25 protein-coding genes are annotated in these 23,578 nt (G+C 66.6%); 7 read left to right on the top strand and 18 right to left on the bottom strand.

The window, feature by feature from the left end:
- Nucleotides 1–172: 172 nt before the first annotated feature.
- From BXA00_RS21410 to BXA00_RS21385, 6 genes are all read left to right on the top strand, one after another.
- Nucleotides 173–1,123 (top strand): hypothetical protein, encoded by a 951-nt coding sequence (locus BXA00_RS21410; protein WP_076520419.1) that lies wholly within the window; start codon nt 173–175, stop codon nt 1,121–1,123.
- Nucleotides 1,105–2,805, top strand: coding sequence for a single-stranded-DNA-specific exonuclease RecJ (gene recJ / locus BXA00_RS21405; protein WP_076520418.1), 1,701 nt, complete (start codon nt 1,105–1,107; stop codon nt 2,803–2,805). The genes BXA00_RS21410 and recJ overlap by 19 nt, the downstream gene beginning before the upstream one ends.
- Nucleotides 2,806–2,908: 103 nt before the next feature.
- Nucleotides 2,909–4,013, top strand: a protein-coding gene (gene prfB, locus BXA00_RS21400) for a peptide chain release factor 2 (protein WP_139208535.1) whose coding sequence is annotated in 2 segments (ribosomal slippage) — nt 2,909–2,989 and nt 2,991–4,013 — 1,104 coding nt in all. Because the reading frame shifts where the segments join, the coding sequence is not laid out codon by codon here.
- Nucleotides 4,014–4,056: 43 nt separating this feature from the next.
- A complete protein-coding gene (locus BXA00_RS21395; RefSeq protein WP_076520417.1) occupies nt 4,057–4,812 on the top strand; it encodes an SDR family oxidoreductase in 756 nt (251 codons plus the stop codon).
- A gap of 11 nt (nt 4,813–4,823) precedes the next feature.
- Entirely contained in the window at nt 4,824–6,347 is a 1,524-nt protein-coding gene (lysS, locus tag BXA00_RS21390) for a lysine--tRNA ligase (RefSeq protein WP_076520416.1), read from the top strand.
- Nucleotides 6,348–6,362: 15 nt separating this feature from the next.
- Nucleotides 6,363–6,683: a preprotein translocase subunit TatB gene (locus BXA00_RS21385; RefSeq protein WP_076520415.1), complete on the top strand. Its 321-nt coding sequence runs from the start codon at nt 6,363–6,365 to the stop codon at nt 6,681–6,683.
- On the opposite strand, the gene BXA00_RS21380 is transcribed toward BXA00_RS21385, so the two are convergent.
- The 8 genes from BXA00_RS21380 to BXA00_RS21345 all read right to left on the bottom strand — a co-directional run bounded on the left by BXA00_RS21380 (nt 6,667) and on the right by BXA00_RS21345 (nt 15,175).
- Entirely contained in the window at nt 6,667–7,317 is a 651-nt protein-coding gene (locus BXA00_RS21380) for a TetR/AcrR family transcriptional regulator (RefSeq protein WP_076520414.1), read from the bottom strand. The two genes, BXA00_RS21385 and BXA00_RS21380, sit on opposite strands and share 17 nt — an antisense overlap.
- A 5-nt stretch (nt 7,318–7,322) precedes the next feature.
- Nucleotides 7,323–8,477, bottom strand: a complete 1,155-nt coding sequence (locus BXA00_RS21375) for a thiolase family protein (RefSeq protein ID WP_076520413.1) — start codon at nt 8,475–8,477, stop codon at nt 7,323–7,325.
- A complete protein-coding gene (locus tag BXA00_RS21370) occupies nt 8,474–10,342 on the bottom strand; it encodes a long-chain fatty acid--CoA ligase (RefSeq protein WP_076520412.1) in 1,869 nt (622 codons plus the stop codon). The genes BXA00_RS21375 and BXA00_RS21370 overlap by 4 nt, the downstream gene beginning before the upstream one ends.
- The gene (locus tag BXA00_RS21365) at nt 10,339–11,133 is read right to left on the bottom strand and encodes an ABC transporter ATP-binding protein (RefSeq protein WP_083714458.1); all 795 of its coding nucleotides are present in this window, start codon (nt 11,131–11,133) and stop codon (nt 10,339–10,341) included. Before BXA00_RS21365 ends, BXA00_RS21370 begins: the two co-directional genes overlap by 4 nt.
- A 64-nt stretch (nt 11,134–11,197) precedes the next feature.
- Nucleotides 11,198–12,379, bottom strand: coding sequence for an ABC transporter substrate-binding protein (locus tag BXA00_RS21360; RefSeq protein WP_076520411.1), 1,182 nt, complete (start codon nt 12,377–12,379; stop codon nt 11,198–11,200).
- Nucleotides 12,380–12,431: 52 nt separating this feature from the next.
- Entirely contained in the window at nt 12,432–13,469 is a 1,038-nt protein-coding gene (locus BXA00_RS21355) for a branched-chain amino acid ABC transporter permease (protein WP_076520410.1), read from the bottom strand.
- Between the two features lie 3 nt (nt 13,470–13,472).
- Nucleotides 13,473–14,351, bottom strand: a complete 879-nt coding sequence (locus BXA00_RS21350; RefSeq protein WP_008159212.1) for a branched-chain amino acid ABC transporter permease — start codon at nt 14,349–14,351, stop codon at nt 13,473–13,475.
- The gene (locus tag BXA00_RS21345) at nt 14,351–15,175 is read right to left on the bottom strand and encodes an ABC transporter ATP-binding protein (RefSeq protein WP_076520409.1); all 825 of its coding nucleotides are present in this window, start codon (nt 15,173–15,175) and stop codon (nt 14,351–14,353) included. The genes BXA00_RS21350 and BXA00_RS21345 overlap by 1 nt, the downstream gene beginning before the upstream one ends.
- A gap of 253 nt (nt 15,176–15,428) precedes the next feature.
- Between BXA00_RS21345 and BXA00_RS21340 the strand changes: the two genes are divergently transcribed.
- Nucleotides 15,429–16,232 (top strand): enoyl-CoA hydratase/isomerase family protein, encoded by an 804-nt coding sequence (locus BXA00_RS21340; protein ID WP_076520408.1) that lies wholly within the window; start codon nt 15,429–15,431, stop codon nt 16,230–16,232.
- A 27-nt stretch (nt 16,233–16,259) separates the two neighbouring features.
- On the opposite strand, the gene BXA00_RS21335 is transcribed toward BXA00_RS21340, so the two are convergent.
- The 10 genes from BXA00_RS21335 to BXA00_RS21290 all read right to left on the bottom strand — a co-directional run bounded on the left by BXA00_RS21335 (nt 16,260) and on the right by BXA00_RS21290 (nt 23,531).
- Nucleotides 16,260–17,144, bottom strand: coding sequence for a methylglyoxal synthase (locus BXA00_RS21335; protein ID WP_076520407.1), 885 nt, complete (start codon nt 17,142–17,144; stop codon nt 16,260–16,262).
- A 170-nt stretch (nt 17,145–17,314) separates the two neighbouring features.
- Nucleotides 17,315–17,509 carry a Fe-S cluster assembly protein IscX gene (gene iscX, locus BXA00_RS21330; RefSeq protein ID WP_076520406.1) on the bottom strand — a complete coding sequence of 65 codons (195 nt, stop codon included), beginning with the start codon at nt 17,507–17,509 and terminating at the stop codon, nt 17,315–17,317.
- On the bottom strand, nt 17,509–17,850 hold the full coding sequence (gene fdx, locus BXA00_RS21325) for an ISC system 2Fe-2S type ferredoxin (RefSeq protein ID WP_076520405.1): 342 nt from the start codon (nt 17,848–17,850) through the stop codon (nt 17,509–17,511). Before fdx ends, iscX begins: the two co-directional genes overlap by 1 nt.
- Nucleotides 17,851–17,859: 9 nt before the next feature.
- A complete protein-coding gene (hscA, locus tag BXA00_RS21320; protein ID WP_076520404.1) occupies nt 17,860–19,722 on the bottom strand; it encodes a Fe-S protein assembly chaperone HscA in 1,863 nt (620 codons plus the stop codon).
- Between the two features lie 73 nt (nt 19,723–19,795).
- Nucleotides 19,796–20,308 (bottom strand): Fe-S protein assembly co-chaperone HscB, encoded by a 513-nt coding sequence (hscB, locus tag BXA00_RS21315; RefSeq protein ID WP_076520403.1) that lies wholly within the window; start codon nt 20,306–20,308, stop codon nt 19,796–19,798.
- Between the two features lie 3 nt (nt 20,309–20,311).
- A complete protein-coding gene (gene iscA, locus BXA00_RS21310) occupies nt 20,312–20,635 on the bottom strand; it encodes an iron-sulfur cluster assembly protein IscA (RefSeq protein WP_076520402.1) in 324 nt (107 codons plus the stop codon).
- A gap of 2 nt (nt 20,636–20,637) precedes the next feature.
- The gene (iscU, locus tag BXA00_RS21305) at nt 20,638–21,042 is read right to left on the bottom strand and encodes a Fe-S cluster assembly scaffold IscU (protein ID WP_076520401.1); all 405 of its coding nucleotides are present in this window, start codon (nt 21,040–21,042) and stop codon (nt 20,638–20,640) included.
- A gap of 33 nt (nt 21,043–21,075) precedes the next feature.
- Nucleotides 21,076–22,287 carry an IscS subfamily cysteine desulfurase gene (locus tag BXA00_RS21300; RefSeq protein WP_076520400.1) on the bottom strand — a complete coding sequence of 404 codons (1,212 nt, stop codon included), beginning with the start codon at nt 22,285–22,287 and terminating at the stop codon, nt 21,076–21,078.
- Nucleotides 22,288–22,308: 21 nt separating this feature from the next.
- A complete protein-coding gene (gene iscR / locus BXA00_RS21295) occupies nt 22,309–22,848 on the bottom strand; it encodes a Fe-S cluster assembly transcriptional regulator IscR (protein ID WP_076520399.1) in 540 nt (179 codons plus the stop codon).
- A gap of 191 nt (nt 22,849–23,039) precedes the next feature.
- Nucleotides 23,040–23,531: a low molecular weight protein-tyrosine-phosphatase gene (locus tag BXA00_RS21290; RefSeq protein WP_006386176.1), complete on the bottom strand. Its 492-nt coding sequence runs from the start codon at nt 23,529–23,531 to the stop codon at nt 23,040–23,042.
- Between the last annotated feature and the right edge of the window lie 47 nt (nt 23,532–23,578).

Genomic DNA, 23,578 nt, shown 5'->3' with positions numbered 1-23,578 from the left:
ATAGCGGGCGCCGATCCAGAGTTCGTAGGGTATTTTCAGCACGTGCGCATTATTGCATTAACCGCCCGCGTCTCGCCCCGCGGATGTGCGGATCCTAGACCAGGCGTGACAACGTATGGCAGCTCCGTTCGGCGCTAAGTTCCCCATCCCGCCGCGGACTACAATCGCGGCCATGCTGATCGTCATTCCGGGCGCCCTGCCCGCCCTTCCCGTCGCCGCCGAACTGGCCAAGCTGCTGCCCGAACGCGCGCCCACCCTGCACGGCTGGCTGCAGGCCGCCACCGCCCGCCCCCAGGCCTACGACCTGCGCGCGCATGGCTGCACGGCCTTTGAATCCTGGCAACTCGAACGCGCGGGCTACGTGCCCGAACCGGGGCTGCTTCAGGGCGCTGGCCTCGGGCCGCTGCTGGCCGGGGAGCAGGATGGCGCGGGGGCCGGCGAGCCGGTCTGGCTGGCCGAGCTGATCCACCTGGCCTTGGGGGCCGATCAGGCGACGCTCCTGGACCCCGCCGCCATGGACCTGCGCGACGAAGAAACGGCCGCGCTCCTGGAGACCGCCCGTCCCCTCTTCGAAGACACCGGCTTCTCGGTCGAGCCCCTGTCCGCCCAGCGTTGGCGTCTGCGCCTGCCGGCGGGCCTGCGCCCCCAGACCGCCAGCCCCATGGCCGTGGCCGGACAACGCCTGAACGATTGGTGGCGCCAGGATGCGGAAACGCGCCCGTGGCGCCGCCTGCTCAACGAAATACAGATGGCGTGGCATGAACACCCCGTCAACGACGACCGCGCGGCCCGCGGCCTGCCGCCCGTCAACGCGCTTTGGTTGTACGGCGGCGGCACCCCCTGGCCGGCGGCCCCGGCAGGCGCCGCGCAGGTGCTGACCGGACTGGACGCCCCGCAGCGCGCGGGCGACTGGGCCGCCTGGCTGGACGCGCTGGCCGAACTCGACGCGCAGCACCTGCGTCCGCTGGCCGCAGGCAAAGGCCTGCCCGCCACCCCCGTGCAGATGCTGCTCCTGGGCGACGACCGCAAGGTCGCCCTTGACCTGAAACCGCGCGGGGGCCTGCTCGGCTTGCTGCCCGCGCCCAAGAAAAACTGGAGCGCCTGGTGGTCTCACCCCGCTTAACGATCCGTCCGGCCGACCTGGCCGCCTGCCACGTCCTGGAAGCCTCGGGCATCCACCCCCTGCTGGCCCGTCTGTGGGCCGCGCGCGGCGTCACGCACCCCGATCAGACCCGGCTCGCGTGGCCCTCGCTGCTGCCCCCCGCCGGCCTGACGCATTCGGCGCATGCCGCCGGCGTCCTGGCCGACGCCATCCAGGCCGGCAAGAAGCTGCTGATCGTGGCCGACTACGACTGCGACGGCGCCACCGCCTGCGCGGTCGGGCTGCGCGCGCTGTCCGCCATGGGCGCGGACGTCGACTTCCTGGTGCCCAACCGCTTCGAGACCGGCTATGGCCTGTCGCCTGCCGTGGTCGAACTGGCCTGCCGGCACCGTGCCGGCAAACCCGACATCATCATCACGGTGGATAACGGCATTGCCAGCGTCGACGGCGTCGCCGCGGCCAACGCGGCCGGCATCGGCGTGGTCATCACCGACCACCACCTGCCCGGCGACACCCTGCCCGACGCCCTGGCCATCGTGAACCCCAACCAGCCAGGCTGCGGCTTTCCGTCCAAGAACCTGGCCGGCGTGGGCGTCATCTTCTACATGATGCTGGCGCTGCGCGCCGAACTGCGCCGCCGCGGCGTCTACGCCCCCGACGGCGGCCCGCGCCTGGACGCGCTGTCCGACCTGGTCGCGCTGGGCACGGTGGCCGACGTGGTCAAGCTGGACGCCAATAACCGCCTGCTGGTCACGCAGGGCCTGCAGCGCATGCGCAGCGGCCGGCTGCAGCCCGGGCTGCGCGCGCTGTTCGCCGTCGCCGGGCGCGAACCGCGCAGCGCCAACGGCTTCGACCTGGGCTTTGCGCTGGGTCCGCGCATCAACGCGGCCGGCCGCCTGGCCGACATGAGCCTGGGCATCGCCTGCCTGACCACCGACGACGAAGCGCAGGCGCTGGAAATGGCGCGCGAACTGGACAACATCAACCGCGAACGCCGCACGATCGAAGCCGAGATGCGCGAACAGGCGCTGGCCGCCATGGAAGCGCCCGACGCCGCCGCGGGCGCCACCGTCTGCGTGTTCGACCCGGGCTGGCACCAGGGCGTCGTGGGGCTGGTCGCCTCGCGCCTGAAGGAGAAATTCTGGCGCCCCACCCTGGCCTTCGCCCCGGCGGGCGACGACGAGATCCGCGGTTCCGGCCGCTCGATCCCCGACGTGCACCTGCGCGACGCGCTGGACCTCGTCTCCAAGCGCCATCCCAACCTGATCCGCAAGTTCGGCGGCCACGCCATGGCGGCCGGCCTGACCCTGGGCCGCGGCGACTTTCCGGCCTTCGCGCCCGCCTTCGACGCCGCCGTGCGCGAACTGACCGGACGCGACACCTTCGAGCCCGTCATCGAGACCGACGGCTCGCTGGAATCCGGCTACGCCAACGCCGACGTGGCCGGCATGCTGCAGCAGCAGGTGTGGGGTGCGGGCTTTGCCGCGCCGCTCTTCCTGGACGAGTTCGTGGTGCGCAACCAGCGCCTGGTCGGCGAAAAGCACCTGAAACTGTCGCTGGAACGCGGCCACCAGCGCTTTGACGCCATCTGGTTCGGCCACGACCAGTCCCTGCCCGAGCGCATCCAGGCCGCCTATCGCCTGGAGCAGAACGTCTGGAACGGGATGGTATCCGTGCAACTGGTCATCGAACACGCGGGCTAGGCAGGAACCCCGGCCTGCCCCTTTGCCACCGCGCGCCCGCGAACTTGGCCCATCCACGGTAAAATGCCAGGTTTCGCACAAAAGTCATCAGGACAGGATCATCATGGAAGCCGAACGTCAGAACCAGCTCGCAGCCCGCCTCGCCGATTACGCGGAGCGCGAACAGGCTCTACGGAGGTATCTTTGACTACGATGCCAAAGCTGAACGCCTCCAGGTCGTAAACGCCGAGCTCGAAGACCCGGCCGTCTGGAACGACCCCAAACACGCCCAGGACCTGGGCCGTGAAAAGAAATCCCTCGAGGACGTGGTGGAAACGCTCACGAGCCTGGGCTCGGGCGTTGCCGACTCCCTGGAGCTCTTCGAGCTGGCCGCCGCCGACGACGACGGCGCCACCCTCGAATCCATCGAACAGGACGCCGACGCGTTCCAGGCGCGGCTCGAAGCCCTGGAATTCCGCCGCATGTTCTCCAATCCGGCCGACCCCCTGAACTGCTTCCTGGACATCCAGGCCGGCGCGGGCGGCACGGAAGCGCAGGACTGGGCGTCGATGCTGCTGCGCCAGTACCTCAAGTACGCCGAACGCAAGGGCTTCAAGGCCGAGATCCTTGAAGAATCCGACGGCGAAGTCGCGGGCATCAAGTCGGCCACGATCAAGATCGAAGGCGAATACGCCTTCGGCTACCTGCGCACCGAAACCGGCGTGCACCGCCTGGTCCGCAAGAGCCCCTTCGACTCCTCGGGCGGCCGCCATACGTCGTTCGCCAGCGTCTTTGTCTACCCGGAAGTCGACGAGTCCTTCGAAGTCGAAGTGAACCCCGCCGACCTGCGCGTGGACACCTACCGCGCATCGGGCGCGGGCGGCCAGCACATCAACAAGACCGATTCGGCGGTGCGTCTGACGCACATTCCCACCGGCATCGTCGTGCAGTGCCAGAACGACCGTTCGCAGCACCGCAACCGCGCCGAAGCCATGCAGATGCTGAAATCCAAGCTCTACGAACTGGAAATGCGCAACCGCATGGCCGAACAGCAGAAGCTGGAAGACTCCAAGACCGACGTGGGCTGGGGCCACCAGATCCGTTCCTACGTGCTGGACCAGAGCCGCATCAAGGACCTGCGCACGAACGTCGAAATCTCCAACACGCAGAAAGTGCTGGACGGCGACCTGGATCCCTTCATCCAGGCCAGCCTCAAGCAAAACGTCTAAGTTCCGCGATTCTTCCCGCTCTCACGCACCCAGAGGTCCACGAATGTCCGACACCATTGCAATTCTCACCGGCGCATCGCGCGGCATCGGCGCCGCCATGGCGCGCGGCCTGGCCAAACCCGGCACCCGCCTGATCACCCTGGCGCGCCGCGAAGACCCCGAACTCGCCGCCCATGCGCGGTCGCAGGACGTGCAACTGGAACAACTGTCCGTGGACCTCTCGGACCTGGGCGCGGCCGCCGCCGCGGCCGAGCGCATCTGCGCCGCGCTGCCGCGCGACGCCAAGCGCTATCTGCTCATCAACAACGCGGGCACGGTGCATCCCGTGGCGCGCACCGACGAACTCACCGACGCGGCAGCCATCACCGCCGCGTTCAACCTGAACGTCACCGCCGTCATGCTGCTCACGGCGCGCTTCCTGGCCGCCGTGGCCGACATCAAGGCGGACCGCCGCATCCTGAACATCTCCTCCGGCGCGGGCCGCAACCCGAACGCCGGCTGGGGCGTGTACTGCGCCACCAAGGCCGCGCTCGACATGCACGCCCGCGTGGTCAAGCAGGAACAAGGCGCCGACGGCGCCCGCATCGTGGCGCTGGCCCCCGGCATCGTCGACACCGACATGCAGGCCGCGATCCGCGCCAGCTCCGCCGAAAGCTTCCCCGCGCTGGCCAAGTTCCAGGATTTCCACGCCACCGGCAAGCTGTCCTCGCCCGCCAACGTGGCTTCCCGCATCCTCGCCTACCTGGATCGCGAAGATTTCGGCACGACCGAAATCGACGACATCCGCAATTACGACTGATCCCCCCGACCATGACCGACCACTCGACCACTCCGGCTCCCGCCCAGGATGAAAACCGCTTGATCGCCGAACGGCGCGCCAAGCTGGCCAAACTGCGCGAAGCCGGGGTCGCGTACCCCAACGATTTTGTCCCGGACGCCCGCGCCGCCGCCCTGCATGACCAGTACGACGGCCAGGAGCAGGAAGCCCTCGCCGCTGCCGGCGTCACCGTGAAGGTCGCCGGCCGCATGATGCTCAAGCGCGTCATGGGCAAGGCCAGCTTCGCCACGCTGCAGGACAGCACCGGCCGCATCCAGATCTACCTGGACCGCGGCACGCTCGGCGAAGATGCCTACGCGGCGTTCAAGCAATGGGACATCGGCGACATCATCGCGGTCGAAGGGTCGGTCTTCAAGACCAACAAGGGCGAACTGTCGGTGCACGCCGCCTCGGCGCGCCTGCTGTCCAAGTCGCTGCGCCCGCTGCCCGACAAGTTCCACGGCGTGGCCGACCAGGAACTGCGCTACCGCCAGCGCTACGTCGACCTCATCATGACCGACGCCACGCGCCGCACCTTCGAGGCGCGCAGCAAGGCTGTGGGCAGCATCCGCCAGTTCATGCTGAACGCGGGCTTCCTCGAAGTCGAAACGCCCATGCTGCACCCGATCCCGGGCGGCGCCGCGGCCAAGCCGTTTGTCACGCACCACAACGCGCTGGACATGGAAATGTTCCTGCGCATCGCGCCCGAGCTCTACCTCAAGCGCCTGATCGTGGGCGGCTTCGAGCGCGTCTTCGAAGTCAACCGCAACTTCCGCAACGAAGGCGTCAGCCCGCGCCACAACCCCGAATTCACGATGATGGAGTTCTACGCAGCCTACGCGGATTACCGCTGGCTCATGGACTTCACCGAAGAACTGATCCGCCAGGCCGCCATCTCGGCCACCGGCAGCGCCGTCCTGACCTACCAGGAACGCGAACTGGATCTGTCCAAGCCGTTCGACCGCCTGACCATCTGCGAAGCCATCCTCAAGTACACGGACGGCTACACCCAGGCGCAGCTGGACGACCCGGCTTTCGTGCGCGCGGAACTCAAGAAGCTGGGCGCCGACGCCGACGGCCCGGTGCTGTCGCGCGCCGGCCTGGGCGCGCTGCAACTGGCCCTCTTCGAAGAGACGGCCGAAGCCAAGCTCTGGAACCCCACCTACATCATCGACTACCCGGTCGAAGTCTCGCCGCTGGCGCGCGCGTCCGACACCCGCGAAGGCATCACCGAGCGCTTCGAGCTCTTCATGACCGGCCGCGAAATCGCCAACGGCTTCTCCGAGCTGAACGACCCCGAAGACCAGGCCGAACGCTTCCGCTCGCAGGTCGAAGCCAAGGACGCCGGCGACGAAGAAGCCATGTACTACGACGCCGACTACATCCGCGCCCTGGAATACGGCATGCCTCCGACGGGCGGCTGCGGCATCGGCATCGACCGCCTGGTCATGCTGCTGACCGACAGCCCCAGCATCCGCGACGTCATCCTCTTCCCGCACCTGCGCCGTGAAGACTAAACCGCGGACGGCGTCATGATCTTCAAGATCCTGATGCTGCTGCTGGTCGTGGCGGGGCTGGTCTACTGGATCAAGCAGCCCCGCCGCATCCAGCCCGGCGCCCCTTACCCGTCCGTGCCCGCGCGCCGGCCGGCATTCATCGTGCTGTGCGTCGCCACGGCCATCTCCCTGGTCGCCGCCATCCTGACCGCGTTGCTCTGGATGGGAGGCGTCGCGGGCGGCGTCACCGGCGGCGGGTATCACGGCGAGGCCGATTTCCTGCTCCCCGTGTCGGGCTCGCTGCTGGCGCTGGCGGTGGCCTGCGCCGTGGGCGCATTCATCAAGCGTCGGGGCTAGGGCCCAGCGGCCACTTTCCGGCCCCCGCGGGCAGCGCCGGCAGGGACGCCTGCAGCATCGCATCGATGAACTCGGCGGGCGCCAGCCGGCCGCCCGGCTTGTACCATTGCACCGTCAGGTTCATCGCGCCCAGCACGCATCGCTTGATGATGCGCGCATCGCCGCGCAGCAGACCCGCCTCCACCGCCCCCGCCACCACCGACTGCCACATCGCCTCGTAGCGGTCGCTCAGCACCTTCACGGCCGCCTGGCTGGGCGCGGACAGGCTGCGCCATTCGTAGACCAGGGCGTTCATCGCATCGCCGCCGGCGCCGTGCAGCATGCTCCACATGTGGACGCGGAACAACGCCGCCAGCCGGTCCGCGGGCACGCCATAGCAGGCCAGCGCCTTCTCGCCAAGGTCGATCACTTCCTGGATGCCATTGTTCATGACCGCGACCAGGATCTCCTCCTTGCTGCGGAAATGATGAAAGAGGCTGCCCGACTGCAGCCCGACGGCCTTGGCCAGCTCGCGCACCGTCGTGCGCTCGTAGCCGTGCCTGCTGAACAGCCTGCCGGCCGCCAGGACCAGTTCCCGGCGCCGTTCCGACTCCGCGCCATCGTCCCGCGACGCGGGGGTCCCGGTCTTGTCCATGCGGCTCAGAGCCTCTGGATGATGGTCGCGGTCGCCATGCCGTGGCCGATGCACATGAGCTGCATGCCCAGTTCGCCTTCGGTGGCCTCCAGCCCCGCCAGCATCTTGGCCATCAAGCCGGCGCCCGTGGCGCCCAGCGGATGCCCGTGTGCAATCGCGCCGCCCCACGGATTGACGCGCGCCAGGTCCGCGCCCAGCTCGCGCTGCCAGGCCAGCACCACGCTTGCGAAGGCCTCGTTGATCTCGATCCAGTCGATGTCGTCCAGCGACAGGCCCGCGCGGGCCAGCGCCTGCCGCGCCGCGGGGATGACGCCCGTGAGCTGCATCACCGGGTCGGAGCCCACCGCCACGCGTGCCAGAAAGCGCGCGCGCGGCCGCAGGCCATCGGCGAGCGCGGCATCCATGTCCCCCAGCAGCACCGCCGCCGCGCCGTCCGCAAGCTGGCTCGCGTTGGCCGCGGTCACGCCGCCCTGCCCCGGTGCGCGCATGGCCGGCGCCATCGCTGCCATGCGGGCCGCGTCCGTGGTCTCGCGGATGCCTTCGTCGCGACGCGGCGCCCCCGGCTGCCCCGCCAGCAGCTCGGCATGCAGGCCGGCGCTGGCAGCCGCCCAGGCGCGGGCGTGGCTCTCGCGCGCCCACTGATCCATTTCCGACTGAGACAGCCCCCAATGGCTGGCGATGCGTTCCGCGCTCTCGATCTGGTGGATCAGCGGATAGCGTTCCAGCAAGGCCGGATTCAGCGATTCAAAGCCGCGGAACTCCGACTGGCCCAGCGTCACGTCCAGGAACATGGGCACCCGGCTCATGCTCTCGACGCCGCCCGCGACCACATAGCGCATATCGCCCGCGGCAATGGCCTGGGCGCCGAAATGCACGGCCTGCTGGCTGGACCCGCACATACGGTTCAGCGCCACGCCCGGCACGCTTTCCGGCAGTCCGGCCAGCATCGCCGCCAGCCGGCCGATATTGGCGCCCTGCTCGCCCGCCTGGCTGACGCAGCCGGCGATCAGGTCTTCGACCTTGTCCCCCGGCAGCGCCGCGCGCGCCAGCAACTCCTCCACGGTCCGGGCCAGCAGCGTATCCGGCCGCGTCTGCGCCCACCCGCCGCCGCGCCGCCCGAACGGCGTGCGCACGGCCTCCAGGATCACGGCTTGGTTCATGCCGTCGTCTCCTCATCAACGTAGAGCGTTTCGATTTCGTTTGCGTAGGTGCGGTAGATGCTGGCGCGCCGCACCTTCATCGTCGCGGTGACTTCGCCGTCGTCGTGATCCAGTTCCTTGGTCAACAGGTGAAAGCGCTTGATCTGCGCCACGGGCGCCAGCCCCGCATTGGCGCGCGCGACCTCCTGCTGCACCAGTTCGCGCACCTGCGGGCACTCGGCCAGCGACCGGAAGTGCGTGAAGGCAATGCGCCGAGACTCCGCCCACTTGCCCACCGTATCGAACTCAAGCTGGATCAAGGCGGACACATACTTCCTGCCGTCCGCGATCACAATGCATTCCTTCACGTAGGGGCTGCCCTTGACCGCATTCTCGATTTCCGACGGCGTGAGGTTCTTGCCGCCCGCCGTGATCATGATGTCCTTGAGCCGGTCGACGATGCGCACGCGGCCGTCGTCCTGCGCCACGACGTCGCCCGTGTGCAGCCAGCCGTCGCGCACGGCATCGGCCGTCGCATCGGGATTCTTGTAGTAGCCCTGGAACACCATATCGCCGCGCACCAGCAGCTCGCCAGCATCGCCGATGCGCCATTCCACGCCCAGGATCGGCTCGCCCACCGTGCCCACCTTCACGCGGTCCGGATGCTGCCCGAAGATCATCCCGGACGATTCCGTCAACCCGTAAACCTCGACCAGCGGCACGCCCAGGGTGCGGAAATACCGCACCACGTCCGGCGGTATCGGCGCGGCGCCCGTCATCGCCACCCCCACGCGGCGCAGTCCGATGAAATTCTGCAGCGCACGCAGCACCAGCCAGTACCACAGCCAATGCGTCAGCCGTTCGCCCACCCCATACTGCCCGGCGGACTTCTCCAGGAACGGCGCGCACCGCGCCAGCGCCTTGCGGTACAGCCACTGCTGCAGCCGCCCGGCCTCCTGCATTTTGATGGAGATCGCCGCGTGCAGCTTCTCCCAGATACGCGGCACGCCCAGGAAAATCGTCGGCGCCACTTCGCGCAGGTCCTCCTGCACGGTACGGATCGACTCGCCGAAATTCACCTGCGCGCCCAGGTAGATGGGCACGAACGTGGACAGCATCTGCTCGGCCACGTGGCACAGCGGCAGATACGACAGGTGCACGCTGGACGCGTCCATGGACAGGCGCTCGGCGATGCCCGGCGCCACGCCGCGCATGTTGCGGTAGCTCAGCATCGCCCCCTTGGGCTTGCCGGTGGACCCGGACGTATAGATCATCAGCCCGGTATCGTCCAGGCGCTGGCCGTCCAGCATCGTATTCAGCGCGGCCAGTTCCAGGGTCTCGCGCTCGCGCCCTCCGGCCTCGACCTCGGCAAACGTCACGATGCGCGAGCGGTCCTGCGCCGCGTAGGAACGCAGGCCCTTGGTCTCTATCATCACGATGCGCCGCAAGCGCGGCAGCCTGTCCGCCACCTGCAGCACCTTGTCGGTCTGTTCCTGGTCTTCGCACACTACCAGTTCGACGTCCGCGTGTTCCAGCACGTAGCCCATCTCCTCGGCCGGACTGGTGGAATAGACGCCCACCGCCACGCCCCCGACCGCGCCCGCGCCCATCTGCGCAAGCAGCCACTCCACCCGGTTGTCCGACACGATGGCCACCCGCCCGCCCGGGCTCAGCCCCAGCGCGCGCAGTCCCAGGCCGACGCGGCACGCGCGCTGCCAATATTCCGCCCAGGACAGGGGCTTCCAGATGCCGAAATCCTTTTGCCGGATGGCGACGGCTGACGGCTGCCGGCGCGCCTGCTCGCGCAGCATCTGCGGCAGCGTCAGCGCGGGCCAGCCGGCGGCGGCGTCGCGCGCGGCGCTCGGGTCTGCGGCGCCGTCCATCATGACAGCCAGCGCTTGCGGCGCTTGTAATGCTTGATGTCGCGAAAGCCCCGCGCCTCGCCGGACCCGCCGACGCCCAGGTAAAACTCGCGCACGTCCGGGTCCGCCGCCAGCCGGTCGGCCGACCCGTCGATCACCACTTTGCCGGTCTCCATGATGTAGCCGTAGTGCGCCACCGCCAGCGCCACGGATGCGTTCTGTTCCACCAGCAGCATCGACACCCCCTGTTCGATATTGATGCGCGCAATGATCGAGAAAATGCTCTCGACCAGCATCGGCGACAGGCCCAGCGACGGCTCGTCCAGCAACATCAGCCTGGGCTGGGCGATCAGCGCGCGCCCGATGGCTAGCATCTGCTGCTCGCCGCCGGACAAATACCCGGCCAGGCCGCGACGCCGCTCGAACAGCCGCGGGAAGTAGCCGTAGACCAGGTCGAAATCCGCGCGCGCCGCAGGCCTGCCGGTCAGCGCGTAGGTCGCGGCCACCAGGTTCTCTTCCACGGTCAGGTCCTCGAACACCCGGCGCCCTTCCATCACGTGCGCCAGGCCGGACCGCACCAGGTTCTGCGGCTTGACGCCCGCGGTGTCGCCGCCGCCAAAGACGATCTGGCCGCGCACCAGCTCGCCATCTTCCAGGCCCAGCAAACCCGACACCGCCTTCAGCGTGGTGGACTTGCCGGCCCCGTTGCTGCCCAGCAGCGCCACGATGCTGCCGGCCGGCACCGACAGGGACAAGCCGCGCAGCACCTGCACCGCCTTGTTGTAGACGACCTCGATGTTGTTGATGTCGAGCACCGCCTGCGGCGGCGCCGCGGCGCTGATATCCGCCCGCGCGTCATGTCCCGGATTCACGGCCGCCTCACTTCAGGACGATCCAGTCGGACGCGGGCACCATCTGCTTCTGCTTCACGTCCGCGCGATAGATCCGGCCCACGGGTATCGAATTGCCCTTGATGCTGATCGGCACGCCGATCAGCCCGCCCGTGTCGAAATCCTTGATGCCGTCCAGCGCGGCCTTCATGTTGGCGGCGTTCAGCTCCTTGCCGGCATCCAGCGTGCGCTTGGCCACTTCCGAGAACAGCATGGCCGCCAGGAAGCCCTGCATGTAGCCGGTGCTCTGGTAAGTCGGGCGCATTTCGCGGATCTTCTTGAGCATCGGCGCATCGGGCGCCGTGTCGTAGTAGTAGCGATAAGGCATCACGCCCATGAAGCCCTCGGCATCCTCGCCCATCTGCATTACGGTCGAGTTGTCCATCGTCCAGAACGTGCCCATGTAGCGCGTCTTCAGGCCCATGCGCTTGCCTTGTCCCACGAACTCGGGGATGGGCGCCAGCACATAGCCGTGGAAGATGGTGAAGTCCGGATCGGCGCGGCGCAGCTTGATGACCTCGGTCGACACGTCCACGCTGCCCGGCGGCGTCATGATCTCGGTGACCACCTTCAAGCCCAGCTTTTCCGCCACGGCGCGCGAGCTGGCGATGGGATCGCGCCCGAACTCCGTGTCCGAATACACGAAGGCGACCTTGGCGCCCGGCTGCTCCTTGGCGATGTAGCGCAGCAGGATGCCGAACATCTCGGTGTAGTCGGGTCCCAGCATGAACTGCGCGGGATACTTCGCGGGATCGTTCAGCTCGGTCGCGAACGAGGCGCCCGTCATCAGGATGTCGCCCGTGCGGTTGAGCTCCGCATTGATGGTCTTGGAAAAGCCGGTCGAATCCCCGTAGTAGAAATTCACCTTGTTCTGGCTGGTGATCTTCTTGAACGCCGCGACCGACGCGTCGACCTTGTAGGCCGTGTCCTCGGGCACATAACGCAACTTGCGACCCTTGATCCCGCCCTGATCGTTCACGATCTTTACGTAATCCGTGATGCCCGCATGAATGCCCTGCCCGGCGAAGGCGAACACGCCGCTCAGCGGAATCGAGCCGCCCAGCACCAGGTCCTCGGCCGCCTGCGCCGCCGGCGCCGCGGACAACGCCGCCGCCAGGCCCAACGGGGCCAACCACCTCGATAAACCGCTGCCTATCCGGATGCGCTTCATGGTTTGTCTCCTGGGTCTTATGGGTGGCCGCCGTCACGCCGCGCGCGTCGCGCTACGTGCGAAAAGGCCATAGGTGAAAGAATCGGCGCACGCGCCGCCAGATTTCCGCGAGCCCGTGCGGCTCGAAGATCAGGAAGCCCACGATCAGCAGGCCGAAAACAATGGTGCGCACGGGCGAAATCAGCCGCAGCGCGTCGCCGCCCACCGGCAGCCAGCCGACGACCAGCTTGAGGAACTCTGGCACCATTGTCATGAAGAGCGCGCCCAGGATGGATCCCAGGATCGATCCCATGCCGCCCACGATGATGGCCGCCAGGAAGAAGATCGACATGATGAGCGGAAAACTCTCCGGCGTGACCACGCGGAAGAAGTACGCCCACAGCCCGCCGGCCACGCCGGCATAGAACGAAGACAGCCCGAAGGACAGCAGCTTGTAGCGCAGCAGCCGGATGCCCAGCACTTCGGCCGAAATGTCCCGGTCGCGGATCGCGATGAAGGCCCGCCCGATGCGGGTGCGGAACAGATTCGCCGCGCCCAGCACCATCAGCACGGTCACGGGCACGATCAGCCAGTAGATCTTGAACGAGGTATCCAGGTCCATGCCGAGGATCCGCGCCGGCGGCACCTGCAGGCCGCTGGTGCCGCCCGTGAACTGCCAGTTCGCGAAAATGAAGTGGGCGATGAACGACGCCGCGATCGTGGAGATGGCCAGGTACAGCCCCTTGACGCGCAGCGAAGGAATGCCGACCAGCAGCCCGCCCACCATCGCGACGCCGCCGCCGGCAAGCAGGTTGACGAGGACCGGCGTGCCAAGGCGCATTTCCATCACCGCCACGGTGTACGCGCCCAGTCCCATGAACGCCGCCTGCCCCAGGCTGACCAGCCCCGTATATCCCGTCAGGATGTTCAGCCCCGTGGCGCTCGCGATATTGATCGCGACCAGGCAGGCAAGATACAGCCAATAGGCATTGGCCACGAAGGGAAACAGCACCAGCGACGCCGCCAGCAAGGCCAGCCACACGTGCTGCGTGCGCGTGTCGAAAAGCGCCTCATCGGCCAGGTACGTCTGCTTGGCGGTCGCGATACGCATGGATCAGAGCCTCTCGATTTCACGGGTGCCAAAAAGCCCATAGGGCCGGGCCATCAACACCACGACCAGCACGACAAACGTGGCCAGCAGCTTGTATTCGCCGCCCAGGTAGGCGCCGGCCCAGGCCTCCAGCAGGCCGATGAAGATGCCGCCGACCAGCGCCCCTGCCACGCTGTCCAGGCCGCCCACGATCACGACCACCAGCACCGACAGGCCAAACACCCCCATCGACGAAGAGATGCCGCCGATGGCGCCCACGATCACCCCCGACACCGCCGCGATCGCGCCCGCGGTCACCCAGGCCAGCGAAAAAACGCGCGGCACATTGATGCCCATGGCATAGGCCGCGCCCTGGTCCGACGCCGTGGCCCGCAGCGCGACCCCGCCGCGCCAGTAGCGGAACACCACCAGCACCAGCAGGGCCAGGACCACCGCCACCCAGAACCCATAGAACACCTTGGGCGCCACGAACGCCTCGCCCACCATGACAGGCGCGCGCGGCATGAACTCCGGCAGGCGGCGCTGGTCGGCCGTCCAGATGAGTTCGACGGCGCCCACCAGGATGGACGCCAGACCCACGGTAATCATGAAAACGGAGATCGGCGACTCGCCGAGCATCGGCCGTATCGTCAGGCGCTCGACCACGGCGCCCAGCGCGCCGGACACGACGACCGCGCCCACGATCGCCAGCCAGATCGGCCACGCCATGCCCGTGGCGAACGCATAAAACACGTAAGCGCCCAGCATCAGGAATTCGCCGATGGCGATATTGACCACGCGCGTCGCCTTGTAGACGATGACGAAGGCCAGCGCGGCCAGCGCATACAGGCCGCCGCTGCCCAGGCCCGCCAGCGAGACCTCCAGGAAGAACAGCCAGTCCATCAGGCCGCCTCCCGCAACCGGCGGCGCAGATCGCCGACATCGCCCGCGCCCAGGTAAGCCTTGATGACCTCCGGATTGGCCTGCACCTGCGCCGGCGTACCATCGGCAATGACCTGCCCGAAATTGAGCACCACGACGTGATCGGACAGGTCCATCACCATGCCCATGTCGTGCTCAACCATCAGCACCGTCACGCCCCACTCGGTCCGCGCATCCAGGATGAAGCGCGCCATGTCGTCCGTCTCTTCGCGGTTCATGCCCGCCACGGGCTCGTCCAGCATCAGCACCTTGGGCTGCATCGCCAGCGCCCGCGCCAGTTCCACGCGCTTTTGCAGGCCGTAAGACAGCGCGGCCACCGGCGCGTGGCGGATATGGTCGATTTCAAGGAAATCGATGATGCGCTCTTCGATGTCGGCGCGCAGCGCCATCTCCTCGCGGCGCGCACGTCCCAGATAAAGCAGCGCATCCAGCACATTGGTGCGCAGATGCGCGTGGCGGCCCAGCTTGATGTTGTCCAGCACCGTCATGCCGCGGAACAGCGCAATGTTCTGGAAGCTGCGCGCCAGCCCCAGCCTGGCGCGCTCTGGCGCGGCCACGCGCGTGATGTCGCGGCCTTCGAAACGGATCTGCCCGGAAGCGGGCTTGTAGAAACCGGAGATGGTGTTGAACAGCGACGTCTTGCCGGCGCCGTTCGGGCCGATGACCGTGGTGATGGAACCGGGCGCGACGCGAAAGCCCACGCCGGTCAGCGCCTTGACCCCGCCGAACGCCAGCGTCACCCCATCCGCCTCCAGCAAGGCAGGCCTGTCGGACTGATCCACCATTTGTCTCCCCGCTTGTTATGCGAAGTTTTCTTGCCGCCTGAGGCGGACATTTTTTGCGACGGTGAACCTGGCGAACCCGCGAGGCAGGAGATGCAACGAACCTGTCTTTACCTACGCCAGTACAGCGCCGGAAAATCGTTCTATGCGTTACGCTAAGCGTGCTTAAAACAAAACCAAGCAAGCGCTCGGTTCAGACCTTAGCATCGCGGTTTTTGGATCGACAGTTGGTATTTACCCGAAACGGAGACAAGCCATGAACCAGGAACTACCGACGTTCCAGACGCTGCTGCTGGAGACCGACGGCGCACTCGCCACCCTAACGCTCAACCGCGCGGACGCGCTCAACGCCATCGACGTCGCCATGGCGCGCGACCTGCAACGGGCCGCCCAATGGATCGAAACGCGCGATGCACTGCGCGTCGTGCTGCTGCGCGGCGCGGGCAAGGCGTTCTGCGCGGGCGGCGACATCGGCATGTTCACAGGCGACCCCGCGACCGTGCGCGCCACGCTGTCCGACCTGTTCACGCCCTTGAATGATTTTGTCGGCCGCATCCCGCGGATGGACAAGGTCTGGCTGGCGCAGATCCACGGCGTCGCGGCGGGCGCGGGCCTGTCGCTGGTCCTGGCGTGCGACCTCGCCATCGCCGACGCGGGCGCACGTTTCATGACGGCCTACCTGAAGCTAGGCGCCACGCCCGATGCCGGCATGACGCATGGCCTCATGCGCGCGGTGGGTCCCAAGCGGGCACTCGATCTATTGCTGCGACACGACGCGTTCACGGCCGATGAGGCGCTGGCATGGGGCATCATCACACGCACCGCCCCGGCGGGCGAGCTGACGGCCTCGGCACAAGCCTATGCGCAAGACATCGCCCGTCACGCGCCGCACGGCATCGCGGGCGCCAAGGCCCTGCTGCGTAGCGCGGCGCACGCCCCGCTAGAAACGCAATTGGCCGAAGAAACCGTGCGTTTTCTGCTTTCGGCCGGACGCGCCGACTTCGCCGAAGGCGTCGCGGCGTTCCGCGAAAAGCGCACTCCCCGGTTCACCGGCCAATAGCGCCCGCCGAGCGCGCCAGTCTGACGCTCAGACCACGCGCTTTTCCACCGCTTGCGCCCAGCGCCGCGCCACCGCGGGCGACGTCGCGCAGGTGGCGGACTCGGTGACGACACGGACCGCGCGCTCCAGCAGCTGGATGTCGGCCTCGTGCTGCCGCGCCACGTGCGGATCCTCGAAAAAGATCACCCGCTGGCATTGATGCTCCAGCACCAGTTCCGCGATCTGCGCATCGCCGCCCAGCGGCCCGCTCAGGTAACGATGCACCCAGGGCGTGTCTTTTGGCCAACCCCGCGACCAGGCCAGTTCGTTCAGGCGGCCGCCGGTCGTGCCGGTGGCCACGCGCCGCGCGAAGCGCGACAACACATCGAAGTGCTCGCTCGCAAACGCGACCATTTCGTCCTTGAGCGCATCGTGCGCGATCATCGCCAGCGTCTGCCCCACAAAGTTGAAATGGCGGGACACGGACGCATCCGGGACCAGCCCGGCATGGATGCGTTCGACTTCCATCCATTCGATGGCGCCGGCCAGCGTCGAGATGAACGGACGGCCATGCGTGATGCACTGGCGCTTGAGCGCCAATGCCTCGGGAAAAATCGAAGACGGGTCGACGGGATCAATCAGGTAGATCGCGCCGTCGAACGGCGCCTGCCCATCGCGGCCTTCGGTGACCCGCGCAACCAGCTTCATCAGTCCGCCCTCGCGGCCATACGGATAGCGGATCAGGCCGGGGTAGCTCTGCAGCATGCCCTCGCGCACGATGGCGTCATGGGTGCGCCCCACCGTGTGCAACTGCACGCCCAGCTCACGGATGGTGGACGAGCACGCACGCAGCCAGGTGAACAAGGCGGCATCGGGGGTTTCGTGGTGCAGGCGATTGGCGGCCAGGCCAAAACGCAATTGGGCAGCAGGCATCGGTAGACTCGGTCTGGAAAGGACAACGTACGGATACCCGATGATACCGTGGCCCGCGCGACGGCGGCATGTCAGGCGGCCAAGGACATGCCAAGGCGCTCGCCTCCTTGCCCGGCCCCAAAAAGAAAAACGCTCCGGGATGGAGCGTTCTTCGTTTTTGAAGCCGGCGGTCAGTCGGCCTCGTCGATCCAGGCCATCTGGATGGCCTCCAGGATCTTCTCGCCGCAATGCGCGGGATCGTCGCTGAAATCCGGCAATGCCATGACCCATTCGCGAAGCTGCGTGAACCGCAGCGTCTGGGGGTCGACATCAGGATGCGCGTCGTACAGCGCAGCGGCAATCTCGTAGGTGTCGGTCCACTTCATCAATGGCCCTCTTTGGCGTGATTGATCGTGTACTTGGGGATCTCGACCGTCAGGTCGGCATCGTTCACCAGCGCCTGGCACGACAGGCGCGACGTCGGGGTCAGGCCCCACGCCTTGTCCAGCAAGTCTTCTTCGTCGTCGGTCGCGTCTTCCAGCGAGGAATAGCCCTGCTTGACCACCACGTGACAGGTCGTGCAGGCGCAGGACAGTTCGCAGGCGTGCTCGATGTCGATGTGGTTGTCCAGCAGCACCCGGCAGATCGACACGCCCTTGGGCGCGTCTTCAATCACCGCGCCTTCCGGACAGTAATCGGGATGAGGCAATACAGTCAGTTTCGGCATAGCTTTTTATCAGGCGATTTCGTCAAGTTTGCGGCCGGCCAGCGCGGCGCGGATACTGCGGTCCATCCGGCGCGCGGCAAACTCGTCCGTGGCAGCGGACAGCGCCTGCACCGCTTGCGTCACGGTGTCCACGTCCTGCGCCTGCTGCGCTGCGATGGCGGCTTGCAGGCACTCGTCGACACGCTTGCGTTCTTCCGAGTCCAGCAGGTCGCCGTCGACGGCCAGCGCCGCCTGCACGGATTCCACCAGTTGGCGCGCGTCCACCTGCTGCTCGCGCAACATGCGGGCCTTGGCGTCGGTATCGGCCTGCGCCACGCTGTCGGCCAGCATCCGCGCGATCTCGTCGTCCGACAGCCCATAAGAGGGCTTGACGGACACCATGGCTTCGACGCCCTGGCTCTGTTCGCGGGCAGTGACACTCAGCAAGCCGTCCGCATCCACCTGGAAGGTCACGCGGATGCGGGCGGCGCCTGCCACCATGGGCGGAATGCCGCGCAGCTCAAAGCGCGCCAGCGAGCGGGAGTCCGCCACCAGATCGCGTTCCCCCTGCACGACGTGAATGCTCATGGCGGTCTGGCCGTCCTTGAACGTCGTGAATTCCTGGGCGCGTGCCACGGGAATGGTGCTGTTGCGCGGGATGATGCGCTCGACCAGCCCGCCCATGGTTTCCAGGCCCAGCGACAGCGGGATCACGTCCAGCAACAGCCAATCCTCGCCCGGAGCGCGGTTGCCGGCAAGCAGGTTGGCCTGCAGGGCCGCGCCCAGCGCCACCACCTGGTCAGGATCCAGGTCAGTCAACGGCTCCGTGCCGAACACCTTGGCCACGGCGGCGCGCACGACGGGCATGCGCGTCGCGCCACCCACCATCACCACGCCACGCACGTCGGCGGGCTTGAGCGACGCATCGCGCAGCGCGCGGCGCGCGCAGTCCAGCGTGCGTTCGATCAGCGGCTGGGCAAGCGTCTCGAACTCGGCGCGGGTCAGGGTCAGATCCACCTCGCGGCCGCCGAACAGCGTCAGCGTCAAGCTGGCCGTTTCGGCATCGGACAAAGCTTCCCGCGCGGCGCGCGCGGCCATCAGCAGGCCACGGCGTTCAGCCGGCGACAACGCTCCGGCGCCCAGCTTGGCCACCGCGTGATCGGCAATCAGCACGTCGAAATCGTCTCCGCCAAGCGCCGTATCGCCCCCGGTGGAAATGACCTCGAACACGCCTTGGGTCAAGCGCAGGATGGAAATATCAAAGGTGCCGCCGCCCAGGTCATACACGGCGTATACGCCTTCCGCGGCGTGATCCAGGCCGTAGGCAATCGCGGCCGCGGTCGGTTCGTTCAGCAGTCGCAGGACGTTCAGGCCCGCCAGCCGGGCCGCATCGCGCGTCGCCTGCCGCTGGGCGTCGTCGAAATACGCCGGCACGGTGATGACCGCGCCCACCAGCTCGTCGCCCAGCACGTCTTCGGCGCGCTGGCGCAGCACTGCCAGGATCTGCGCGGATACTTCGACCGGGCTCAGGTCGCCCTGGACCGTGCGGATGCGCACCATGCCGGGCGCTTCCACGAATTCATACGGCGCGCGCGTGGCGCGCGCCTCTTCCAGCGAGCGTCCCATGAAACGCTTCACGGACACGACGGTGTTCAGCGGATCCTCGGCCTGCTGGGCCAAAGGCTCGCGCCCGGTCGTGACCTTGCCGCCGGGAAAATAGCGCACCGCCGACGGCAGCAAGGCGTGGCCTTGGGCGTCGGGCAGCACTTCGGCAACGCTGCTGCGCACGGCGGCAACCAGCGAATTGGTAGTGCCCAGGTCGATCCCGACCGCCAGCTTGCGCTGGTGCGGCGCGGGCGATTCACCGGGCTCGGATATCTGCAATAAGGCCATGATTCTGCTTTTTCTGGTCAATGGGCCGCGCCGTGCAGGCGCCCATCTCGGGAACGCCCCAGCGCGCCGTTGGCTATCCCGCGGGCTGCACGTGCGCCAGCTCCTGAGCCAGCTTTTCCACGAACATCCACTCCCGCACCTTGCGACCGGCCGCCTCGAAATCGCGTTCGTCGTCCAGCAGGCGCGTCAGCGTGGCGCGCATCTCGGCGCGCGCCTCGTCCAGTTCGGCCTGCAACGTGTCCAGAATGCCGGGGTCGTCGCGCGCATCGTCCAGCATCTCGCGCCAGGTCATCTGCTGCATGAGGAAAGACGCATCCATGGACGTGTTGCTTTCGGTCTGCAGGTCCACGCCGGCCTGCTCGCACAGGTAGCGCGCGCGCAGCAGCGGATCCTTCAACTGGCGGTAGGCTTCGTTGGCACGCGCCGCCCACTGCATGGCCACGCGGCGTTCCGCGGGACTGGCCGTGGCGTAGCGGTCGGGATGCACCTGCGCGGCGACGGTGCGCCAGGCCTTTTCGAGGGCCTGGGCGTCCAGCTCGAAGCGCGCCGGAAAGCCGAACAGGCTGAAGTGGTCGTCACCAGCCAAGACTTACACCGTGAACGACTCGCCGCAGCCGCAGGTCGCCTTTTCGTTGGGGTTGCGGAACTTGAAGCCTTCGTTAAGGCCCTCGCGGGCATAGTCCAGCTCCGTGCCATCGAGGTACGCCAGGCTCTTGGGGTCGATGAAGACCTTCACGCCGAAGCTCTCGAAGACGACATCTTCCGCCTCCACCTCGTCGACGTATTCCAACTTGTAGGCCATGCCGGAACAGCCCGTCGTCCTAACGCCGAGCCGCAAGCCGATACCCTTTCCGCGCTTCTGCAAGTAGCGGCCGATATGGGTGGCAGCCTGTTGGGTCAGGGTAACGGACATGATCAGCCCGCCACAGCTTCGGCCGGGGCCGAGTGCTTTTCTTTGTAGTTCTGCACCGCGGCCTTGATCGCGTCTTCGGCCAGGATGGAACAGTGCACCTTGACGGGCGGCAGGGCCAGCTCTTCGGCGATCTGCGTGTTGCGGATGTTCATGGCTTGGTCCAGCGTCTTGCCCTTGACCCATTCGGTCACGAGCGAGCTCGAGGCAATGGCCGAACCGCAGCCGTAGGTCTTGAAGCGCGCGTCTTCGATCACGCCGGCTTCATTCACCTTGATCTGCAGCTTCATGACGTCGCCACAGGCGGGCGCGCCCACCATGCCGGTGCCCACCGAGTCGTCCGACTTGTCGAACGACCCGACGTTGCGCGGGTTTTCGTAGTGATCCAGAACTTTGGTGCTGTAAGACATGTTAATTCTCCACGTATATCCAGGCGCGGGCGCTTAGTGCGCGGCCCACTGCACGGTGTTCAAGTCGATGCCTTCCTTGGCCATTTCCCACAGCGGCGACATATCGCGCAGCTTGCCAACCCGGCTCTTGATCAGTTCGACGGCGAAATCCACTTCCTTTTCGGTCGTGAAGCGACCCAGCGTGAAACGGATCGAGCTGTGCGCCAATTCGTCGTTGCGGCCCAGGGCGCGCAGCACGTAGGACGGCTCCAGGCTGGCCGAGGTGCAGGCCGAACCGCTGGACACCGCGAGTTCCTTGATCGCCATGATCAGGGACTCGCCTTCGACGTAGTTGAAGCTCACGTTCAGGTTGTGCGGCACGCGCTGGTCCATGTCGCCGTTCAGGTAGACCTCTTCGATCTCCGACAGGCCTTTCCACAGACGGTCGCGCAGCATGCGGATGCGCTCGTTTTCGGTCCCCATTTCTTCGCGCGCCAGGCGGAAGGCTTCGCCCATGCCGACGATCTGGTGCGTGGCCAGCGTGCCCGAGCGGAACCCACGCTCATGGCCACCGCCGTGCATCTGCGCCTCGATGCGGATGCGCGGCTTGCGGCGCACGTACAGCGCGCCGATGCCCTTGGGGCCGTAGGTCTTGTGAGCCGAGAACGACATCAGGTCGACCTTCAGCTTTTGCAGGTCGATTTCCACCTTGCCGGTCGCCTGCGCGGCGTCGACGTGGAAAATGATGCCCTTCTCGCGGCAAATTTCGCCCAGCGTTTCCACGTCCTGGATCACGCCGATTTCGTTGTTCACCATCATCACGGACACCAGCACGGTATCAGGACGCAGCGCCGCCTTGAAAACGTCCAGGTCGATCAGGCCGTTGTCCTTGACGTTCAGGTAGGTGACTTCAAAGCCCTGCCGTTCCAGCTCGCGACAGGTGTCCAGCACAGCCTTGTGCTCGGTCTTGACGGTGATGATGTGCTTGCCGCGTTCGGCATAGAAGTTCGCGGCGCCCTTGATGGCCAGGTTGTCGGATTCGGTGGCGCCGGAGGTCCAGACGATTTCGCGCGGGTCGGCGTTGACCAGCTTGGCGACTTCCTCACGGGCGCGCTCGACGGCCTCTTCGGATTCCCAACCAAACGCGTGGCTGCGCGAGGCGGGGTTGCCGAAGTTTTCATAAAGCCAGGGCACCATCTTGTCCACGACGCGGGGGTCGACGGGCGTCGTGGCCGAATAATCCAGATAGATCGGACGGGTGGTCATTTCTACAACTCCTGATACTTCTTATACGGTGGCATTGGCGGCAACGGTGGTGGTCGGGGCATTGGCGGCAGGCGCGCCTCCCACCCGATTCACTCGCACCGCGCAGGCCTGCGCTTCATTGTTGGCTTCCTGCAATTGGCGCACACGCTGCTGATCGACCAGATCCTGCAGCGACACCGAATCCAGGTAATCCACCATCTTGCGATTCAACGTGGCCCAGAGTTCGTGCGTCATGCACTTGCCCGGCTTGCCGTCGTTGCCGCTCGTACAGTCCCGCTTGCCGCCGCAACTGGTGGCGTCCAGGGGTTCGTCGACGGCGAAAATGATGTCGGCGACCGTGACGTTGCGCGCAAGGCGCGCAAGCGAATAACCGCCACCCGGACCGCGCACGCTGTCCACGAGTTCGTGGCGACGCAATTTGCCGAAGAGCTGTTCCAAGTAGGAAAGCGAAATGTTCTGACGCTGGCTGATGGCCGCAAGAGTGACCGGCCCACTATGCTGCCGCATAGCCAGATCGATCATGGCAGTCACGGCGAAACGCCCTTTGGTAGTTAGCCGCATGGTGAATTCCCTGTGATTCGGCAATGGCCGCCAGCGAATCCAGCGGTCAATACCCGAGTAATTGGCTCAAGTATAGCCTATTCCCGACTAATTTGGTATGGCTCCCGGCTACAAAAAACCGCGCATCTGCGCGGCTTTTCACTGCCTTGTACCTTGAGAGCCGCTCTGCAGGCGGCCCCACACCCATGCAATCAAGCAGCCTGGTACTGGGTGGCGCGCTTGCGGACCAATTCGAGGACGCCCTGACAGGCATCTTCCAGATAGTCCAGCACCTTGCCGAAACCATCCGCGCCGCCATAGTAAGGATCAGGCACGGTGGCCTCTTCGAACTCATTGGCAAAGCGCATGAGCAGCATCAGCTTGTGCTGATAAGCCTTGGGGCATTGCTGCTGCATGGCGGACAGGTTGTCCCAGTCCATGGCGAGGATGAGATCGAAGTCGCGGAAGTCTTCCGCGGTGACCTGACGCGCCTCGCAGTGGGTGATCTCGTAGCCGCGCTTGCGTGCTGCGGCCTGCGCCCGGGCATCAGGCGCCTCGCCGATATGAAACGCGTGCGTGCCCGCGGAGTCGATGCGCACGACATCGCCCAAACCCGCGTCATTCACCAAATGGCGAAACACGCCCTCTGCGCTCGGCGAGCGACAGATATTGCCCATGCAAACGAAAAGTACCTTGGTCATCATGAAAGCAAGTGTGCGGGAAAACCCGAGATTAGGCAAGCTTTTTTTGC

The organism is Achromobacter sp. MFA1 R4 (genome assembly GCF_900156745.1).
GTDB lineage: Bacteria > Pseudomonadota > Gammaproteobacteria > Burkholderiales > Burkholderiaceae_B > Achromobacter.
This window is presented reverse-complemented; position numbering and strand designations above follow the sequence as displayed.